Source organism: Pseudomonas sp. TE24901 (genome assembly GCF_054058375.1).
In genome coordinates, this window is sequence record NZ_JBSSAF010000013.1 from 42,589 (window position 1) to 58,596 (window position 16,008).

Genomic DNA, 16,008 nt, shown 5'->3' on the forward strand with positions numbered 1-16,008 from the left:
GGACTTCGCCTACAAAAATATAAGTTCCTGCCCCCCTTCCCAACGGCCATGGCCCGGATAGAATGGCGAGCCTTCCGTATCCCCCCAATCCTACTTTTCTTATCGATGACGCCCATGTCCGAAGCCAGTCCGTGTCTGAATTGCGGTGCCTGCTGTTCACACTTTCGTGTGTCTTTCTTCTGGGGTGAGTGCGCCTCATCGGGGGGCACGGTGCCCGATGACTTGGTGGTGCAGATCAACCCCACCCGTGTGGCAATGATCGGCACCGACCAGAAGCCCGCCCGCTGCTGCAGCCTTGAAGGAGAAGTGGGCAAAAGCACCCGTTGCTCGATATACGAGCTGCGCTCGAGCCCTTGTCGCGAATTCGATGCGTCCTGGAGCCAAGGCGAGCAGAACGTCGACTGCGATGCAGCCCGCGCCGCCTTTGGCCTGGCGCCCCTGGAAGCGCCATTCGAGATCGAGCTGCCCATCAGCGCTTAGCATCAAACGCTATGGCCAGCATGCCAAAATCGTTGAGAGCAAAGTGCCATTATCCATGGCAAACCCCGTGAGGCTTCTATACTCGAAGGCGTAGGTCATCGCCGTAGGCAATGACGTAATGACGCTATGACGGGACATGCTATGGAATGGCTTGGTCTGCATTTTTTTACCGACCTTCCAGACAACGGGCACTTATTACTCAATTGCAGTCATAACCCCTTTCTGGTGCTACTGGCCTATCTGGTCGCGTGTGCGGCCGGGTTCGGCACGCTGGACATGGCCGAACGAGTCGGCCATGTGGAAGACCCCACCGCCCGCCGCCATTGGCGCTGGCTGGGTGCGGGGTGCCTCGCCGGGGGGATCTGGTCGACTCACTTCATCAGCATGCTGGCCTTCCAGGCGCCGATCGCCATTCATTACGAATTGCTCATGACGTTCGCCTCGCTGCTGATCGCCCTGATCGCATCGCTGTTTGCCATGCAAACCCTCAGTCACGCCCAGCTCAAGTTCCATCAGTACCTGCTGGCCTCGGTGTGGATGGGGCTTGGTATCGCCTTGATGCATTACGTCGGCATGTCGGCGATGCGCTCCCAGGCCCAGGTGTATTTCGAGTCGGGACTGTTCATGGCCTCGGTCGGCATTGCGATTGGCGCAAGCCTGGCGGCGTTGCTGCTGTCCAGCTACCTGCGCAACGGCTCTGGTGTGTTTCACCAGTTGCTCAAATACGCCGCCAGCCTGGTGCTGGGCGCAGGCATCCTGAGCATGCACTTCACCGGCATGGCCGCCATGCAAATGCTGGTGCCCAATGGCGCCGACCTGTCGTTGCCGGTGGACAACAACCCCATTCAACTCGGCCTGTCGGTGGCGGTGATCACCTTGCTGGTGATCGGCAGCAGCGTCAGTGCCGCCCTGGCGGACAAGAAGCTGCAGCACAAGGAGCGCGACCTGCGCCGGGTGAACGCCCTGCTCAGTGAACTCGATCAGGCGCGGGCCTCGCTGCAGCAGGTGGCGCACTTCGATGCGCTGACCAGCCTGCTCAACCGTCGCGGTTTCAATCAGATCTTCGCGGAAAAACTCGCCGAAAAAACAGCCTCACACGGCATGATGGCGGTCATCTTCCTCGATATAGACCACTTCAAGCGCATCAACGACAGCCTTGGCCACGACGCCGGTGACCAACTGCTCACCGTGCTGGCCGGGCATATCAAGGGCTCAGTGCGCAGCCATGAAGACGTGGTCGCGCGCTTTGGCGGGGATGAGTTCTGCATTCTGATCAGCATCCACCATCGCGATGAAGCGCGGCACCTGGCCCAGCGCATCATGCAAAGGATGAAAGACCCCATCGAACTGGCGGGACGGCGCATGGTGATGACCACCAGCATCGGCATCAGCCTGTTCCCCGATGACGGCCTGACCTGCGAAGAGCTGCTGAAAACCGCAGACCTGGCGCTGTATCAATCCAAGGACACCGGGCGCAACAGCCTGAACTTCTTCAGCTCCAATCTGAAAACCCGCGCCTTTCTCGAACTGCAATTGGAAGAAGAGCTGCGCGCCGCCCTGCGTTCACGCAATGAGTTGGTGCTGTTCTACCAGCCAATCTTTGACATGAAACTGGGCAAGGTGACCCGCCTGGAAGCGCTGGTGCGCTGGCAGCATCCGCAACACGGCTTGCTCGCCCCGGACCGCTTCATCGGCATCGCCGAAAGCAACGGACTGATTGCCGAACTGGATCACTGGGTGTTGCGCCAGGCCTGCCACGACTTGAGCCTGTTGTCGGATCGCGGTTACACCGAACTGACCATGGCGGTGAACTGCTCGGCCCTGAACCTGGCCCGAGACGAATTGGCCGATGAAATCGAAGACGCCCTGCGCTTCGCCGGTGTCGCCGCCAATCGCCTGGAACTGGAGGTCACCGAAAACGCGTTGATGGGCAATATCAGCAGCACCCTGGCGTTGTTGCGGCAAATTCGCTCGCTGGGCGTGTCACTGGCCATCGACGACTTCGGCACGGGTTATTCCTCCCTGGCCTACCTCAAGCGCCTGCCCCTCAATACCTTGAAGATCGACCGCTCGTTTATCCAGGACATCCCCAAGTCCACCGCCGACATCGAAATCGTCCAGGCCATTATCGGCATGGCGCATACCCTGCACCTGCAAGTCGTCACCGAAGGCGTGGAAACCCAGGCGCAATTCGATTTGCTGCTCAAACATGGTTGCGACTACATCCAAGGCTACCTGCTGAGCCCGGCCGTAGCGGCCAGCGACATCATTGGCGTGATGCAGGGCATCCAGATGCGCAACCCGCTTTACCCCTTCAGCGTGGAAGGCAACAAGGAGGCGCCATCACCCAAGGATCCCTCCCCCACACGGGCAAGCCCCGCCTCGATCGTCAGGCCAATTCGCTGACGCCTAAACTTTGGCATTTAGCCATCATTGGGCTAAAGAACGCCGACGAACGGCCGATTCATCAGAGTCCGGCCAGGATTTCCCGTGAAAAATCAGGGTTGAACCCGACTGTCCCGGACTAAGACGCACTGTAAAAGTCGCGAACTCTCATTCAGTGATGGCTCCTCGATTCTTTTCGGCCATCCGTCCAGGTACATGGCGCCCAATGACTTCCAACAATAACTCTGCCACCGTGGTCTCCGACGTGTTGCCGACAGCTCCTGCGGAAAAACCCTCAGGTTCCAAGTCATTGAGCAGCGCCCGTCCTCTGGCGACCCAGCAATACTTGTACTTCACCGAAACCAACACTGATCGCATCCTCGACAACCTCGACGGCCTGCGCGACATGGTGTTCCCGCGCCTGCCCCAGCAGGAAGGCGACGGCGACCCGCGCAATGAACAGGAATTTCCGTCGGTGTGCCTGATCGGCCTGGGCCGTTGCGGCTCCAACATCGCGTTGGACGTGGCGGAACTGGTGTACAACGCGCGCAAGTTCTACCTGAACGAATTCAGCAACGAAGACAAATCGCAAGACAAGGGCTACAGCCCGGCCCAGTGGATCCGCAACAACCTGCGCCTGGGCAGTGGCAAGGCCAGCAAACCGGTGTTCCTGGTGGAACCCCTGGTGATGCTGGGCGACCTGGACAAGGACATCGCCGGGCGTATCCGCTTCTCGCGCAAAGGCGAAAAAAGCGGCTTTTTGCGCGACTACAGCAAGATGAAAATCATGGACCTCTCGGAAGTCCATGCCGGTGGCGCCGGTAACGCGCCGATCCTCGGCCAGTACCTGGCCAAGATCATCCTCAATAAAGATACCCAGCGTTTTTCCAGCCCCGACTGGAAGATGATCCATTCGTACCTGATCGACTCCTGCGGCATCAAGGCCAACCAGTCGCGCCTGTACTTCTCGATCTTCAGTGCCGGCGGCGGTACCGGTTCGGGCATGGCCTCGGAGTTCGGCCTAGCGCAGCAGCACTCGTACATGAACAAGACGTTCGACACCAAGCCCGCCGACGAGCATGACAGCAAGAGCGGCCACGCCTTTGTGTTCGAGCCGATCTTCACCAGCGGCATCTGCGTGCTGCCGAATATTTCCGATCACCGCAGCGAAATGTCCGAGGCGCTGCATATCAACGCCGGGCGACTGCTGTGCAAATACCTGTCGGAAGAATGGGATTTCTCGTACAACTTCGCCAATGAAGACAGCAGCGAAGCCAGCGTGAAGGGGCGTATCCGGCCATGGAACGCCATGATGCTGATCTCCAACGACATCATGCGTTACGCCGAAGAGAGCGATGACGGCAATATCCAGAACATTGACGTCAATGCCATGGAAAAACACGCCAACCAGTACATCTCGCAGCAGATCTTCAACATCCTCACGGCCCAGGCCGTGACCACCGACTACGACCAGAACTATTTCCGGCGTGCCGGCATCGACATCGGCGAAACCATCCGCCTGGATGCCAACGACCTGTTCATGAGCCTGGCCGGCCCGGTCGCCATTGCCTACGCCGAATCCGTGGTACCGGAAACCCCGCCGCCGTCCAACGATAAGTTCAAGGTGTTCGATAAAGAGCCGCAGCGCCTGAACATCGACGACCTGTTCTTCCGCTCCATCGACCTGCCGCACTTCAACAAGGTCACCCAGGCCATCGAGGGCATCAGCCTGTTGCCGATCGAGTCCAAGCGTTACAAGGCCTCCCTGGAGCAATACAAGAATTCCGGCTACGACGCCGCCGCGCTGCACGACCTGCACTTCTTCAAGAACTGCTCGTCGGTGGTGTCGATCGTCTCGCTGCCCAAGGACTACAAGCTGTCCTACATGGACCTGAATCGGCTCAAGACCCACCTCAACAGCCTGTTCCCCAACACCACGCTCAAGCGCTACGCCCTAGTGATCGGCGCGTCGGCCAACCTGTCGCTGACCACGTTGATCGCCAAAAGCCCGTGCCTGTCGGATGATTTCCTGACGCTGATCGTGGCGTTCATCAAACGCTGCTTTGCACGCACCCCGTACCGCTTCGACGACACGCTGGACAACTCGATCCTGGACTTCATCATCCACGAAAACTTTGACGAAGACCGTATCGACGAATTGCTCAACGAGTTCGAAAACCCGGCGAAGATCCTCGATACCAACTGGTACGCGATCAAGCCGATGTATGAGAAGAAGTACCGCGAGTTGATCAACGACAAGGAGAAGTTCGTGTCGATCAATGACATTCGCCTGTCACGGGATTGCGTGAAGAAGTCGATCAAGTACCTGCGCGAGATCTACCGTCACCGGATTGGCAAGACCAAGGTCATTTCCTTGAATAACCATACCGGCAAGACGGCCTAGACCGAGGCGCGCCCTTCGCGAGCAAGCCCGCTCCCCCATTCGACCGCATTCCTGCAGGATGCAGACGGTCAAATGTGGGAGCGGGCTTGCTCGCGAATGCGTTAGTCCAAGCAACAAATATCTACAACTCTGGCACGCTTGGAAACAATTCCTCGACGATTCCAGCACCGCTTCAACTGTTCCCGTGACGCGCACGTCACCCTCGGCTGTGACCTTTCTCTACGGCAAGATGCCATCACCGCTTCAGCGGTTACTCCGCTACACACTTACGGCAGCAAAAAAGACGCACCTTTTTCGTGCAGGCTTTTCTTACGCTGCTCTTTCCTGGATCAGAATCCACGGCGAAACCACCACCGCCCACAGGCTCGGATCGCGCTCCACCAGGTCCAATGCCCGCGTCGCAGACACCTCGCCAAGGCTCCCGGAAGCCAGCCACGCAGCGACTTTGTCGCGGTTGTCCTCGGCCATCCCCTCGGCGGCTTCGATCAAATCCAGGCCGGCGTCGACCCACAATAGGGCACCCTTGGCGAAGAACGGCTCAAGCTCCTTCCAGGATATTTCGGCGGTTTCACCGAGCAGCTTGGCATAGAGGGTGCTAGGTTCTTGCGTCATGGGAATTCACCTTGGGAAAAAATCGGCGCAATCATAACGTCGTGGCTCTTGCAGCAAAACCCAAGGCAGAAAAACCCAGTTGCAAATGAGTCATCGAACGAAAGTGTCAGGAAAGCCAAGGATTGCCCGAAACTCTGGCATCACCCCGCCGCAATTCTGTCTTTTTCTTTCATTAAAGCGACACCCCCGGGTTTTGCCCCCAGCAGCCAGCTTTTCAAGCGATCAACCGGCGCTCTACACTGTACCGGTACAGTTGCCAGGGCACTGCCGGGGGGATATCCGAGATATCTGATCCGGTTCTGCAGCTCACAAGGCCGCTAGAACTATAAAAAATACAACAGTAAGAGTGGAGCACTATGAATAAGGCTACTAAGCAGATTTCCAAACTGTTTGCCGCTATGGTCCTGGCTGGGGTTGCCGGCCATTCGTTCGCAGCCGACACCATCAAGATCGGCATCGCAGGCCCTAAAACCGGTCCTGTGACGCAATACGGCGACATGCAATTCATGGGTGCCAAGCAAGCCATCGCCGACATCAACGCCAAAGACGGCGTAGATGGCAAGATGCTTGAAGCCAAGGAATACGACGACGCTTGCGATCCTAAACAAGCCGTGGCCGTCGCCAACAAAGTGGTCAACGACGGCGTCAAGTTCGTGGTCGGTCACCTGTGCTCCAGCTCCACTCAGCCAGCGTCGGATATCTATGAAGACGAAGGCGTCATCATGATTACCCCGGCTGCCACCAGCCCGGAAATCACTTCCCGTGGTTACAAACTGGTGTTCCGCACCATCGGCCTGGACAGCGCCCAAGGCCCTGCAGCCGGTAACTACATCGCCGACCACGTGAAGCCAAAAGTCGTTGCGGTCATCCACGACAAACAGCAGTACGGTGAAGGCATCGCCACCGCCGTTAAACAGACCCTTGAGAAGAAAGGCGTGAAAGTTGCCCTCTTCGAAGGCATCAACGCGGGCGACAAAGACTTCGGCTCGCTCATCCAGAAGCTCAAGCAAGCCAACGTCGACTTCGTCTACTACGGCGGCTACCACCCTGAGCTGGGCCTGATCCTGCGCCAAGCCAAGGAAAAAGGCGTGAACGCCAAGTTCATGGGCCCGGAAGGCGTCGGCAACGACTCCATCTCGCAAATCGCCCAGAACGCTTCCGAAGGCCTGCTGGTCACCCTGCCGAAGTCGTTCGACACCGATCCAGCCAACAAGGCAATCGTTGAAGAATTCACCAAGAACAAGCAGGACCCAACCGGTCCGTTCGTGTTCCCGGCCTACTCGGCTGTTGAAGTCATCGCTGGCGGTATCGCTGCCGCGAAGTCCGAAGACACTGCCAAAGTGGCTGCTGCCATCCACGCAGGCACCTTCAAGACCCCAACTGGCGACCTGAGCTTCGACGCCAAGGGCGACCTGAAGGACTTCAAGTTCGTGGTCTACGAATGGCACTTCGGTAAACCAAAAACCGAAGTTTCCCCTCAGTAAGCCAGGCGTTACTGGTCCAACAAGCCCACTGTGAGAGCAGTGGGCTTTGTTTTACGAGGTTTATGGGCCTGACACCCGCGATCCGGGCGCTGGCTCACCTGAAAATCTTAAAACCGTCACCAGCGGTTCGCTGGCAAACGCTTTGTGCAAATGTGCTCATAGAACACAGCACAGGGCCGGAACATGACTCCACCAGTGAAATGCGTATCGGGTTTTTAGGAGCGTTGTAATGCCTGAGATCTATCATTTTTTCCAAACGCTGGTTAACGGGATGACCGTTGGCAGCACCTATGCCTTGATAGCCATTGGCTACACAATGGTTTACGGCATCATTGGAATGATTAACTTCGCCCATGGCGAGGTGTACATGATTGGCTCCTACGTGGCCTTCATCGCCCTTGCCGGGCTGGCCATGATGGGTATCCACTCCCTGCCGCTGTTGATGACTGCTGCGTTCCTTGCATCGATCATCGTGACCAGTGCCTATGGCTACAGTATCGAGCGCGTTGCCTACCGTCCCTTGCGTGGCAGCAACCGTTTGATCCCGCTGATTTCCGCCATCGGCATGTCGATCTTCCTGCAGAACACTGTATTGCTGTCCCAGGACTCCAAGGACAAGTCCATTCCCAACCTGATTCCGGGGAGCTTCTCCTTCGGCCCAGGTGGCGCACAAGAAGTGCTGATTTCGTACATGCAGGTCCTCGTTTTCGTCGTCACCCTGGTGGCGATGCTGGGCCTGACGCTGTTCATCTCCCGCTCCCGTCTGGGGCGCGCCTGCCGGGCCTGCGCCGAAGACATCAAGATGGCCAACCTGTTGGGCATCAACACCAATAACATCATCGCCCTGACCTTCGTGATCGGTGCTGCGCTGGCCGCCGTCGCGGCAGTGCTGCTGAGCATGCAGTACGGCGTGATCAACCCCAACGCCGGCTTCCTGGTAGGCCTCAAGGCCTTTACCGCGGCGGTATTGGGCGGCATCGGCAGTATCCCGGGCGCGATGCTCGGTGGCCTGGTGCTGGGTGTGGCCGAAGCGTTCGGCGCCGATATTTTCGGAGACCAATACAAGGACGTCGTGGCGTTCGGCCTGTTGGTTCTGGTGCTGTTGTTCCGTCCGACCGGCATCCTGGGCCGTCCGGAGGTTGAGAAAGTATGAGCAGATATCTTAAATCGGCGTTTTTCAGCGCCTTGCTGGTATGGGCCGTGGCCTTCCCGGTACTCGGCCTCAAGCTGAGCATTGTGGGCATCAACCTTGAAGTGCATGGCACAGGTCCCGTGACCCTGACCGTCATCGCCCTGTGTTCGGTGCTGATGTTCCTGCGCGTGTTGTTCAGCGATCAGTTCAATGCCTTGCTCAAGAGCAACCGTGGCCCGTTGGTATCGCCCAAGGTCAGCCAATTCCTGACCCTGCCGCGCACCCAGCGCTACATCATCATCGCGTTGATCATCGCGGCGTTGATCTGGCCGTTCTTCGGCTCGCGCGGCGCAGTCGACATTGCCACCCTGATCCTGATCTACGTGTTGCTGGGCCTGGGCCTGAACATCGTGGTGGGCCTGGCTGGCCTGCTTGACCTGGGTTATGTGGGCTTCTACGCGGTGGGTGCCTACACCTACGCGCTGCTGTCGCATTACCTGGGCTGGAGCTTCTGGATCTGCCTGCCGCTGGCCGGCATGGCGGCGGCCACGTTCGGCTTCCTGCTGGGCTTCCCGGTACTGCGCTTGCGCGGTGACTATCTGGCGATCGTGACCCTGGGCTTCGGTGAAATCATCCGACTGTTCCTGCGTAACCTCACCGATATCACTGGCGGCCCCAACGGTATCAGCAGCATCCCCAAGCCAACGTTCTTCGGGCTGTCGTTCGACCGTAGCGCTGCTGAAGGCATGCAGACCTTCCACGAGTACTTCGGGATCGACTACAACCCGGTGAGCAAAGTGGTGTTCCTGTACCTGGTGGCGCTGTTGCTGGCGCTGGCGGCCTTGTTCGTGATCAACCGCCTGCTGCGCATGCCGATCGGTCGTGCGTGGGAAGCGTTGCGCGAAGATGAAATTGCCTGCCGTGCCCTGGGCTTGAACCCGACCATCATCAAACTCTCCGCGTTCACCCTGGGCGCCGCGTTCGCCGGTTTCGCCGGCAGCTTCTTCGCCGCTCGCCAAGGCCTGGTGACACCGGAGTCATTCACCTTCATCGAATCGGCGATCATCCTCGCCATCGTGGTACTGGGTGGCATGGGCTCGCAGCTGGGCGTGATCCTGGCGGCCATCGTGATGATCCTGCTGCCAGAAATGATGCGTGAGTTCAGCGAATACCGCATGTTGATGTTCGGCGCCATGATGGTGCTGATGATGATCTGGCGTCCTCAAGGCCTGCTGCCCATGCAACGTCCACACATGGAGCTGCGCAAATGAGCCGCGAGATCCTGAAAGTCGAAAACTTGAGCATGCGCTTCGGCGGCTTGCTGGCGGTCAATGGCGTGGCCCTGACCGTGAAAGAAAAACAAGTGGTTGCCTTGATCGGCCCTAACGGCGCCGGCAAGACCACCGTGTTCAACTGCCTCACCGGTTTCTACAAGCCAAGCGGCGGCAGCATCCTGCTGGACGGCCAGCCGATCCAGGGCCTGGCCGGTCACGAGATCGCCCGCAAGGGCGTGGTGCGTACGTTCCAGAACGTGCGGTTGTTCAAGGACATGACGGCGGTCGAGAACCTGCTGATCGCCCAGCACCGTCACTTGAACACCAACTTCTTCGCCGGCCTGTTCAAGACCCCGTCGTTCCGCAAAAGCGAACGCGAGGCCATGGAATACGCAGAGTACTGGCTCGACAAGGTCAACCTGACCGAGTTCGCCAACCGCCCTGCTGGCACCTTGGCCTATGGTCAGCAACGCCGCCTGGAAATCGCCCGCTGCATGATGACCCGCCCGCGGATCCTCATGCTCGACGAACCGGCTGCCGGCCTGAACCCCAAGGAAACCGAAGACCTCAAGGCGCTGATCAGCGTGTTGCGTGAGGAAAACAACGCCACGGTGCTGTTGATCGAACACGACATGAAACTGGTCATGAGCATTTCCGACCACATCGTGGTGATCAACCAGGGCACGCCACTGGCAGACGGGACGCCGGAGCAGATCCGCGACAATCCTGACGTGATCAAAGCCTATCTGGGGGAAGCGTAAAATGCTGCAATTCGAAAACGTTTCCACTTTCTACGGCAAGATCCAGGCCCTGCACAGCGTCAACGTGGAAGTGCGCCAGGGTGAGATCGTCACGCTGATCGGCGCCAACGGTGCCGGCAAGTCGACCTTGCTGATGACGCTGTGCGGTTCGCCCCAGGCTCACAGCGGCAGCATCCGCTACATGGGTGAGGAGCTGGTCGGCAAGCACTCCGCCGAAATCATGCGCAAGAGCATTGCGGTCGTGCCGGAAGGCCGCCGCGTGTTTTCGCGCCTGACGGTGGAAGAGAACCTGGCCATGGGTGGGTTCTTCACCGACAAGGGCGACTACCAGGAGCAGATGGACAAGGTGCTGCACCTGTTCCCTCGGCTCAAGGAGCGCTTCAGCCAACGTGGCGGCACCATGTCCGGCGGCGAACAGCAAATGCTCGCCATCGGCCGCGCGCTGATGAGCAAGCCCAAGCTGCTGCTGCTGGACGAACCGTCCCTGGGACTGGCCCCGATCATCATCCAGCAGATCTTCGACATCATCGAACAGCTGCGCAAGGACGGTGTAACGGTGTTTTTGGTGGAGCAGAACGCCAACCAGGCGCTGAAAATCGCTGACCGTGCCTATGTGCTGGAAAACGGCCGGGTGGTGATGCAGGGCACGGGTGAGCAGTTGCTGACCGATCCGAAAGTGCGCGAGGCGTACCTCGGCGGTTAAGACACGGTCGCTGTAGAGACCGGATCTAAAATGTGGGAGCTGGGGTGTGTGGGAGCTGGCTTGCCTGCGATGGCATCACTGCGGTGTGACTGACACACCGAGGTGGCTGCATCGCGGGCAAGCCCGGCTCCCACACACCCCAGCTCCCACATTTTTTTGTGTGCTCCAGAATTTATTAAATTATTTTCGATGAGCATGTAACGAAACCCAGCCTGCTGCCTCTAGTGGAGTAAGCAGGCAAACAGGCCTGATACCTCAACCCACTGCTGGAGATACATCATGACCACCAAACTGTCCGCCGCTACCCTCGTCCTGGCCCTCGGTTCCGCCCTGAGCCTGTCCGCCCTGACCAACACCGCCCACGCCGCCGACGACATGCAGAAATGCTTCGGTGTCGCTGAAGCCGGCAAGAACGATTGCGCTGCCGGCGCTGGCACTTCCTGCGCCGGCACATCGAAAGTCAAAGACCAGGCCAACGCCTGGAAGCTGGTCCCGGCCGGCACCTGCAAAACCACCCCAAGCAGCACCTCGCCGACCGGTTTTGGCCAGGAAGCGGCTTTCACGGCCAAGTCCTGATTCAATCCGCAACCTGAGTACTGATGATGACGCTCTCACCCCAACACTCCGTCTCACCGGCTCAGGTGCCCGGTCTCCCCTACAGGGCCGGGCTGGGGCTGAAGAACGAGCACTTCAACGAAGTGCTCGAGACCTCGCCCGACATCGGCTTTTTTGAAGTGCACGCCGAAAACTACATGGTGGCCGGCGGCCCGTTTCATCACTACCTGGGTTTGATTCGCGAGCAGTACCCGCTGTCGCTGCACGGCGTGGGCCTGTCCATCGGCGGCGAAGGCCCGTTGAACCGTGAGCACTTGGCACGGCTGGCCACATTGATCGAGCGCTATCAACCCCACTCTTTTTCCGAACACCTGGCCTGGTCCAGCCATGGCCCGGTGTTTCTCAATGACTTGCTGCCCCTGGCCTACGATACGGCCACCCTGAACCGGGTGTGCGAACACATCGACCAGGTGCAAAGCACCCTCAGGCGGCCGATGCTGCTGGAGAATCCGTCGACTTATGTGCAGTTCGAGCGCTCGACCATCGACGAGACGGACTTCATCGGCGAGGTCATCCGCCGCACCGGCTGCGGCTTGCTGCTGGACGTCAGTAACGTCTACGTGTCGTGCATCAACCATCAGCGCGATCCACTTGCCTACATCGATGCGTTGCCTTTGCGCGCTGTGGGTGAGATTCATCTGGCGGGCTTTGCCGAAGATACCGACAGCTTGGGTGATCGCTTGCTGATTGATGACCACGGCGCGCCCATCGACAACGCCGTATGGCAGTTGTATGAGCAGGTACTGGCACGTACCGGCCCGGTGGCCACGTTGATCGAGCGGGACAATCAGGTGCCCGCCTTCAGCGTGCTGCTGGCCGAAGCCCAGCACGCGCAGTCGCACCTGACGCAGGTGACCCCATGAGCCTTCATGATGCGTTTGCCGATGCCTTGATAGCGCCCGACCTGCCCTGCCCCGACGGCCTGTTCAGCAGTAACGGCGCTGACCCGGCCAGCCGCTTCGCGGTGTACCGCAACAACGTCCACAGCTCATTGATCAATGCACTGGCGTCGGCGTACCCCGTGACCTTCCAATTGGTTGGCGAAGCGTTTTTCCGCGCAATGGCCGGCCTGTTTGTGCAGGCGTGCCCCCCCGCCAGCCCGTTGATCAGCGAGTACGGCAGCGCGTTCGCAGCATTCATCCAGGACTTTGAACCCGCTGCCAGCGTGCCCTACCTGGCCGACGTCGCGCGGCTTGAGCGCCTGCGGGTGCGCGCCTATCACGCGGCAGATACACCGCCCATGAACCAGCAGGCCGTCCTTGAGGCCTTGCAAGGTCAAACCGACCTGGGGGCATTGCGCCTGCAACTGCATCCCTCCCTGGCCACGCTGAATTCCGCCTATGCGGTGGTGGCGGTATGGGCGGCCCACCAGACCGAAGGCACCCTGGCATCCCTGAACCCCTGGCATCCCCAAGGCGCGCTGGTGCTGCGCCAAGGCCTGGCGGTCAAGGTGTTCGCGATCGACGCGGGCTCGGTCGCTTTCATCAACAGCCTCAACCATCGCACGGCGCTGGAAATGGCCGTGACACACGCCCTGGAAGCCTCGGCGGAATTCGACTTGCACCAATGCCTCACGGTGCTGATCAGCCACGACGCCATCACTCATTTGCACCTGGAAGAAAAGGTATCGCCATGAACACAACCCCAACGTGCCTGATCAAACGGGTCATCGCCTTGTTTGAGAAAATTCCCTACAGCCTGATCGCCTTTCTCGCACGGTTTTCCATCGCGGCAGTGTTCTGGAAGTCGGGACAGACCAAAGTCGAAGGCTTTGCCATCGACCTGATCAGCGGCACATTCCAGCTGGGCGAGCCGCGACTGGCCGCGTCCACGCTGCCGTTGTTTCGCAGCGAATACCATGTGCCGTTGCTGTCGCCAGAAGTGGCCGCGCACATGGCAGCGTTTGCCGAGCACTTTTTCCCGGTGCTGATCCTCGTGGGCTTTGCCACCCGCTTCTCGGCCCTTGCGCTGATCGGCATGACCCTGACCATTCAGCTGTTCGTGTACCCGGACGCCTACCCGACCCATGGCACCTGGATCGCCTTGCTGTTGCTGCTGGTCGCCAAGGGCCCGGGCTGCCTGTCCATCGATCATCTGATTGCACGTCGCTACCGCTAAAGGCGGTCGAGTGCCTCGCCGCTGCGCTTGAACCAGTCCACCAGGTAATCGGCGAGGACCTGGGTACGGCGCGGCAGCCCTCCTTGGTAGGGGTGAACGAGGTACATCGGCAGGCTCCGCGTCTGATAGTCGCGCAGGAGCCAGCGCAGTCGACCGTCAGCCAGTTCCGCAGGTAATACGTAGGACGGCAGACGCGCAATACCCGCCCCCACCAGCGCAGCTTTCTTCAACAGGTTGTAGTGGTTGGACGCAAATGTGCCGCTGACCCGCACCCGCAGCAGTTCATGCTGTTGGTGGTACAGCCATTCTTCACGCCCGCTGTAATGACTGTTGAGCAAGCAGGTATGGCCAGCCAGGTCGGCCGGCGTCAGCGGCTCGCCATGCTGTTCCAGATAAGCCGGGCTGGCGCAGGTCATCTCCTGCCAGGCCAGCAGAGGCTTGGCCACCAGGCGCTCGTTTTCGATCGCCCCCGAGCGCACCCCCAGATCGAACCCATCCCGCGCTAAATCACGATAGCTGTTGTTCAGTTCCAGTTCGATCTGCACTTGGGGATAGCGCTTGGTGAACTCCAGCAGCAAACCATCGAAAAAGGTTTCGCCCAATGACACCGGAACCGTCATACGCACCGGCCCTGCCAAGTCGTCCTTGAGCCGCGCCAGTGCCTGGCGCGCGCGGTCCACCTGGACCACCAGTGCCTGGGCCTGGGGCAACAAGGCGGCGCCGGCAGCCGTCAGGCTGAGCTTGCGGGTCGTGCGGTGCAGCAACACCACGCAATACTGTGCTTCCAATTGGCTGATGCGCTTGGACAACTGGCCCTTGCTGCACCCCAGTTGCTCGGCCGCCACCGTGAAACTGCCGGCTTCGATCAGCACGGCAAAGGCGGCCAGGTCATCCATCTCGCTCATGGATTGTTTCCATTTGAAAACCAAAGGTTGCCTATTAGCGCGTTTATCCAACCAAAAAGCCACACTAGACTGAACCTTCACTTACCCCCTGGAGGAACAGCACGATGAAAATCCTATTGATTGGTGCCAGCGGCACGGTTGGTTCAGCGGTCAAGGCAGAGCTGGCGCAGCGTCACGAAGTGATCAGCATCGGCCGCAGCAGCGGCGACTTCCAGGTGGATATCAGCGACAGCAACTCGATCCGCAAACTGTTCGAACAGACCGGCAAATTCGATGCGCTGGTCTGCGCAGCGGGCAGCGTCAACTTCGTGCCGCTGGGTGACATGAGCGAGACCGATTTTGAACTGGGCCTGCGCGACAAGCTGATGGGCCAGGTCAACCTGCTGCTGATCGGCCGCGAGTACGCCAATGATGGCGCTTCTTTCACCTTCACCAGCGGTATCTTGAACCGTGACCCGATTCGTACCGGCGCCTCGGCAGCACTGGTCAATGGCGCACTGGATGCCTTCGTCAAAGCAGCGGCAATCGAATTGCCACGTGGCCTGCGTATCAACTCAGTGAGCCCGACGGTCCTGCTGGAAGCCATGGGCAGCTATGCGCCTTACTTCCGTGGCTTCAAACCGGCCACAGGTGCCGATGTGGCGCTGGCCTACGCAAAAAGCGTCGAAGGCCTGCAGACCGGTCAGACCTACATCGTGGGCTGAACGGCAATTGCCTCGCGCGAGGGCTCGGACATCCATTCACTCACCAGCGCACGCGGGGCCGGAAACCTGAACGCACCGCCCAGCGGGCTTTGAACCTTGGCCGTATTGATCAGATAACCGTCAACGTAGAGTGTGACGTACTTCTGGTAGGCAAGCAGCGTGATGGATTGTGTTCTGGCCTTCGCCTCCGGGCTCAGCGAAACACTGACCTCAACATTGGCCGGGACAGCGTGCCCGGCCCGTTTGAGCGTCAACGAGATATCCGTGAAATCCGTGGCTGACGAGTATTCGAGCCGGGCGGGTTCGTCCGAAAAGGCAACATTTGCCCAGAACAGCAGTGCGCAGATGCCCCATTTGATGTTCATGGCTGTCTCCCAGTGAAAAGAGGTCGACACTCTCACGACGCTCTAGCCTTGAGTGTAGGAAAAGTC

Annotated in this window: 16 protein-coding genes; 13 read left to right on the forward strand and 3 right to left on the reverse strand. The window is 59.4% G+C overall.

The features are described from left to right. The first annotated feature begins 114 nt into the window (after positions 1 to 114). From ACVWVP_RS23770 to ACVWVP_RS23780, 3 genes are all read left to right on the forward strand, one after another. Positions 115 to 480, forward strand: a complete 366-nt coding sequence (locus tag ACVWVP_RS23770; protein ID WP_178925701.1) for a YkgJ family cysteine cluster protein — start codon at positions 115 to 117, stop codon at positions 478 to 480. Positions 481 to 621: 141 nt separating this feature from the next. Continuing rightward, positions 622 to 2,886: a putative bifunctional diguanylate cyclase/phosphodiesterase gene (locus ACVWVP_RS23775; protein WP_178925702.1), complete on the forward strand. Its 2,265-nt coding sequence runs from the start codon at positions 622 to 624 to the stop codon at positions 2,884 to 2,886. A 205-nt stretch (positions 2,887 to 3,091) separates the two neighbouring features. Continuing rightward, positions 3,092 to 5,269: a hypothetical protein gene (locus ACVWVP_RS23780; protein WP_259171773.1), complete on the forward strand. Its 2,178-nt coding sequence runs from the start codon at positions 3,092 to 3,094 to the stop codon at positions 5,267 to 5,269. Positions 5,270 to 5,578: 309 nt separating this feature from the next. Here ACVWVP_RS23780 and ACVWVP_RS23785 read toward each other — a convergent pair whose 3' ends face one another. Beyond that, positions 5,579 to 5,881 (reverse strand): DUF2288 domain-containing protein, encoded by a 303-nt coding sequence (locus ACVWVP_RS23785; protein ID WP_017735930.1) that lies wholly within the window; start codon positions 5,879 to 5,881, stop codon positions 5,579 to 5,581. A gap of 356 nt (positions 5,882 to 6,237) precedes the next feature. On the opposite strand from ACVWVP_RS23785, the gene ACVWVP_RS23790 reads away from it, so the two are divergent. The 9 genes from ACVWVP_RS23790 to ACVWVP_RS23830 all read left to right on the forward strand — a co-directional run bounded on the left by ACVWVP_RS23790 (position 6,238) and on the right by ACVWVP_RS23830 (position 13,968). Then, positions 6,238 to 7,365 carry a branched-chain amino acid ABC transporter substrate-binding protein gene (locus ACVWVP_RS23790; RefSeq protein ID WP_457408380.1) on the forward strand — a complete coding sequence of 376 codons (1,128 nt, stop codon included), beginning with the start codon at positions 6,238 to 6,240 and terminating at the stop codon, positions 7,363 to 7,365. 229 nt (positions 7,366 to 7,594) lie between these two features. Further along, on the forward strand, positions 7,595 to 8,518 hold the full coding sequence (livH, locus tag ACVWVP_RS23795) for a high-affinity branched-chain amino acid ABC transporter permease LivH (protein WP_025855194.1): 924 nt from the start codon (positions 7,595 to 7,597) through the stop codon (positions 8,516 to 8,518). Continuing rightward, positions 8,515 to 9,768 carry a high-affinity branched-chain amino acid ABC transporter permease LivM gene (locus ACVWVP_RS23800; protein WP_058425230.1) on the forward strand — a complete coding sequence of 418 codons (1,254 nt, stop codon included), beginning with the start codon at positions 8,515 to 8,517 and terminating at the stop codon, positions 9,766 to 9,768. Before livH ends, ACVWVP_RS23800 begins: the two co-directional genes overlap by 4 nt. Next, positions 9,765 to 10,532 (forward strand): high-affinity branched-chain amino acid ABC transporter ATP-binding protein LivG, encoded by a 768-nt coding sequence (livG, locus tag ACVWVP_RS23805; RefSeq protein ID WP_178925704.1) that lies wholly within the window; start codon positions 9,765 to 9,767, stop codon positions 10,530 to 10,532. The genes ACVWVP_RS23800 and livG overlap by 4 nt, the downstream gene beginning before the upstream one ends. A 1-nt stretch (position 10,533) precedes the next feature. Continuing rightward, positions 10,534 to 11,235: an ABC transporter ATP-binding protein gene (locus ACVWVP_RS23810; protein WP_065932826.1), complete on the forward strand. Its 702-nt coding sequence runs from the start codon at positions 10,534 to 10,536 to the stop codon at positions 11,233 to 11,235. Between the two features lie 279 nt (positions 11,236 to 11,514). Next, positions 11,515 to 11,811, forward strand: coding sequence for a BufA1 family periplasmic bufferin-type metallophore (locus tag ACVWVP_RS23815; RefSeq protein WP_178925834.1), 297 nt, complete (start codon positions 11,515 to 11,517; stop codon positions 11,809 to 11,811). A gap of 23 nt (positions 11,812 to 11,834) precedes the next feature. Further along, on the forward strand, positions 11,835 to 12,713 hold the full coding sequence (bufB, locus tag ACVWVP_RS23820; RefSeq protein ID WP_457408384.1) for an MNIO family bufferin maturase: 879 nt from the start codon (positions 11,835 to 11,837) through the stop codon (positions 12,711 to 12,713). Next, positions 12,710 to 13,486, forward strand: a complete 777-nt coding sequence (locus tag ACVWVP_RS23825; protein ID WP_457408386.1) for an HvfC/BufC family peptide modification chaperone — start codon at positions 12,710 to 12,712, stop codon at positions 13,484 to 13,486. The genes bufB and ACVWVP_RS23825 overlap by 4 nt, the downstream gene beginning before the upstream one ends. Then, positions 13,483 to 13,968, forward strand: coding sequence for a DoxX family protein (locus ACVWVP_RS23830; RefSeq protein ID WP_178925831.1), 486 nt, complete (start codon positions 13,483 to 13,485; stop codon positions 13,966 to 13,968). The genes ACVWVP_RS23825 and ACVWVP_RS23830 overlap by 4 nt, the downstream gene beginning before the upstream one ends. On the opposite strand, the gene ACVWVP_RS23835 is transcribed toward ACVWVP_RS23830, so the two are convergent. Continuing rightward, positions 13,965 to 14,873 (reverse strand): LysR family transcriptional regulator, encoded by a 909-nt coding sequence (locus ACVWVP_RS23835; RefSeq protein WP_178925830.1) that lies wholly within the window; start codon positions 14,871 to 14,873, stop codon positions 13,965 to 13,967. The genes ACVWVP_RS23830 and ACVWVP_RS23835 overlap by 4 nt on opposite strands. A gap of 104 nt (positions 14,874 to 14,977) precedes the next feature. Here ACVWVP_RS23835 and ACVWVP_RS23840 point away from each other — a divergent pair, with 104 nt between their 5' ends. After that, entirely contained in the window at positions 14,978 to 15,577 is a 600-nt protein-coding gene (locus ACVWVP_RS23840; RefSeq protein WP_178925829.1) for a short chain dehydrogenase, read from the forward strand. On the opposite strand, the gene ACVWVP_RS23845 is transcribed toward ACVWVP_RS23840, so the two are convergent. After that, on the reverse strand, positions 15,562 to 15,942 hold the full coding sequence (locus ACVWVP_RS23845) for a hypothetical protein (protein WP_457408390.1): 381 nt from the start codon (positions 15,940 to 15,942) through the stop codon (positions 15,562 to 15,564). The genes ACVWVP_RS23840 and ACVWVP_RS23845 overlap by 16 nt on opposite strands. Positions 15,943 to 16,008 lie beyond the last annotated feature (66 nt).

Excerpts from the sequence above, each read along its gene's own strand:
- livG (WP_178925704.1), top strand. The coding sequence starts at position 9,765 with ATGAGCCGCGAGATCCTGAAAGTCGAAAACTTGAGCATGCGCTTCGGC.
- ACVWVP_RS23830 (WP_178925831.1), top strand. The coding sequence starts at position 13,483 with ATGAACACAACCCCAACGTGCCTGATCAAACGGGTCATCGCCTTGTTT.
- ACVWVP_RS23785 (WP_017735930.1), bottom strand. The coding sequence starts at position 5,881 with ATGACGCAAGAACCTAGCACCCTCTATGCCAAGCTGCTCGGTGAAACC.
- ACVWVP_RS23800 (WP_058425230.1), top strand. The coding sequence starts at position 8,515 with ATGAGCAGATATCTTAAATCGGCGTTTTTCAGCGCCTTGCTGGTATGG.
- ACVWVP_RS23770 (WP_178925701.1), top strand. The coding sequence starts at position 115 with ATGTCCGAAGCCAGTCCGTGTCTGAATTGCGGTGCCTGCTGTTCACAC.
- ACVWVP_RS23825 (WP_457408386.1), top strand. The coding sequence starts at position 12,710 with ATGAGCCTTCATGATGCGTTTGCCGATGCCTTGATAGCGCCCGACCTG.
- ACVWVP_RS23840 (WP_178925829.1), top strand. The coding sequence starts at position 14,978 with ATGAAAATCCTATTGATTGGTGCCAGCGGCACGGTTGGTTCAGCGGTC.
- ACVWVP_RS23845 (WP_457408390.1), bottom strand. The coding sequence starts at position 15,942 with ATGAACATCAAATGGGGCATCTGCGCACTGCTGTTCTGGGCAAATGTT.
- ACVWVP_RS23810 (WP_065932826.1), top strand. The coding sequence starts at position 10,534 with ATGCTGCAATTCGAAAACGTTTCCACTTTCTACGGCAAGATCCAGGCC.
- ACVWVP_RS23790 (WP_457408380.1), top strand. The coding sequence starts at position 6,238 with ATGAATAAGGCTACTAAGCAGATTTCCAAACTGTTTGCCGCTATGGTC.
- ACVWVP_RS23775 (WP_178925702.1), top strand. The coding sequence starts at position 622 with ATGGAATGGCTTGGTCTGCATTTTTTTACCGACCTTCCAGACAACGGG.
- ACVWVP_RS23835 (WP_178925830.1), bottom strand. The coding sequence starts at position 14,873 with ATGAGCGAGATGGATGACCTGGCCGCCTTTGCCGTGCTGATCGAAGCC.
- ACVWVP_RS23815 (WP_178925834.1), top strand. The coding sequence starts at position 11,515 with ATGACCACCAAACTGTCCGCCGCTACCCTCGTCCTGGCCCTCGGTTCC.
- bufB (WP_457408384.1), top strand. The coding sequence starts at position 11,835 with ATGATGACGCTCTCACCCCAACACTCCGTCTCACCGGCTCAGGTGCCC.
- ACVWVP_RS23780 (WP_259171773.1), top strand. The coding sequence starts at position 3,092 with ATGACTTCCAACAATAACTCTGCCACCGTGGTCTCCGACGTGTTGCCG.
- livH (WP_025855194.1), top strand. The coding sequence starts at position 7,595 with ATGCCTGAGATCTATCATTTTTTCCAAACGCTGGTTAACGGGATGACC.